General features: G+C 75.7%; 1 protein-coding gene. It reads left to right on the forward strand.

The window, feature by feature from the left end:
- Window positions 1–1,083: acyltransferase domain-containing protein (locus AB0O29_RS36335; RefSeq protein ID WP_365160826.1), on the forward strand; the 1,083-nt coding region annotated here is incomplete at both ends.

A 1,083-nucleotide genomic window follows, 5' to 3' on the forward strand; every position in this document is an offset into this window, starting at 1 on the left:
GGGTGATCTGTGCCCGTTCGAAGCTGCTGGCCACCGTCTCCGGCGGGGCGATGGCCTCCGTCCTGCTGGACGAGGACGCCGTGCTGGAGGCGCTGGAGAGCGCCGGCGCCGACGGCGTGGTGCCGGCCGTCCTCACCTCGCCGGCCTCCACCGTGGTCTCCGGCGACGCGGGGCAGATCGCCGCCCTGGTCGCGACCTGGGAGGCCCAGGGGGTGACGGCACGCGTGATCGACGTGGACGTGGCCTCGCACTCCCCGGCCGTCGACCCGGTCCTGCCCCGGCTGGCCGAGGCCCTGGCGGAGGTGCCGGCAGCTTCGTGGAAGGTTCCCTTCTACTCCACCGTGACCGCCGATCCCCGGCAGCCGGGCATCGTGGACGGCGGCTACTGGGTGCGCAACCAGCGTGCCGCGGTGCGCTTCCGCCACGCCGTGGACGCCGCCCTCGCCGACGGCCACCGGGTGTTCGTGGAGTGCACCGCCCACCCGCTAGCGGTGCGTCCCATCCTGGACACGGCGCGCGCGGCGAACATCACCGACCTGGTCGCCGTCGGCACGCTGCGGCAGGACGCGGACGACCACGACGCGTTCCTCGGCCACCTCGGCCGGCTGCACTGCGCGGGCCTGCCGGTCGACTGGGCCGCGCACTACGGCGACGGCGAACTGGTCCCGGCCCCGACGATCGCCTGGGACCGGCGACGGCACGGCGGCGACGAGACCCCCTACCGGCTCGTCCCCCCGAACCTGGTCGGAGCCGGCCAGCACCCCCTCCTCGGCGGACACGTCCACGACCCCGACCGGCCCGGCCGGCACCTGTGGCAGACCCCGATCAGCCCCGCCCGGGTGCCGTGGCTCGCCGACCACCGGGTCTCCGGGGTGCCGGTGATGCCCGGGACCGGGTTCGTCGAGATGATGCTCGCCGCCGCGGCGGAGGCGCTGGCCACGCCCACCGTCGCCGCCCGCGACGTGAGGGTGCTCGCCCCCCTCGTGCTCGACCCGGAGCCGACCGTCACCACCCACCTCACCGTGACCGCCGAGGGCACGACGGTGGAGATCCGCACCCACGACGCCGACCGGCTCCTTCGGC

The sequence above is a fragment of the Streptomyces sp. NPDC089915 genome (assembly GCF_040684675.1).
Classification (GTDB): domain Bacteria; phylum Actinomycetota; class Actinomycetes; order Streptomycetales; family Streptomycetaceae; genus Streptomyces.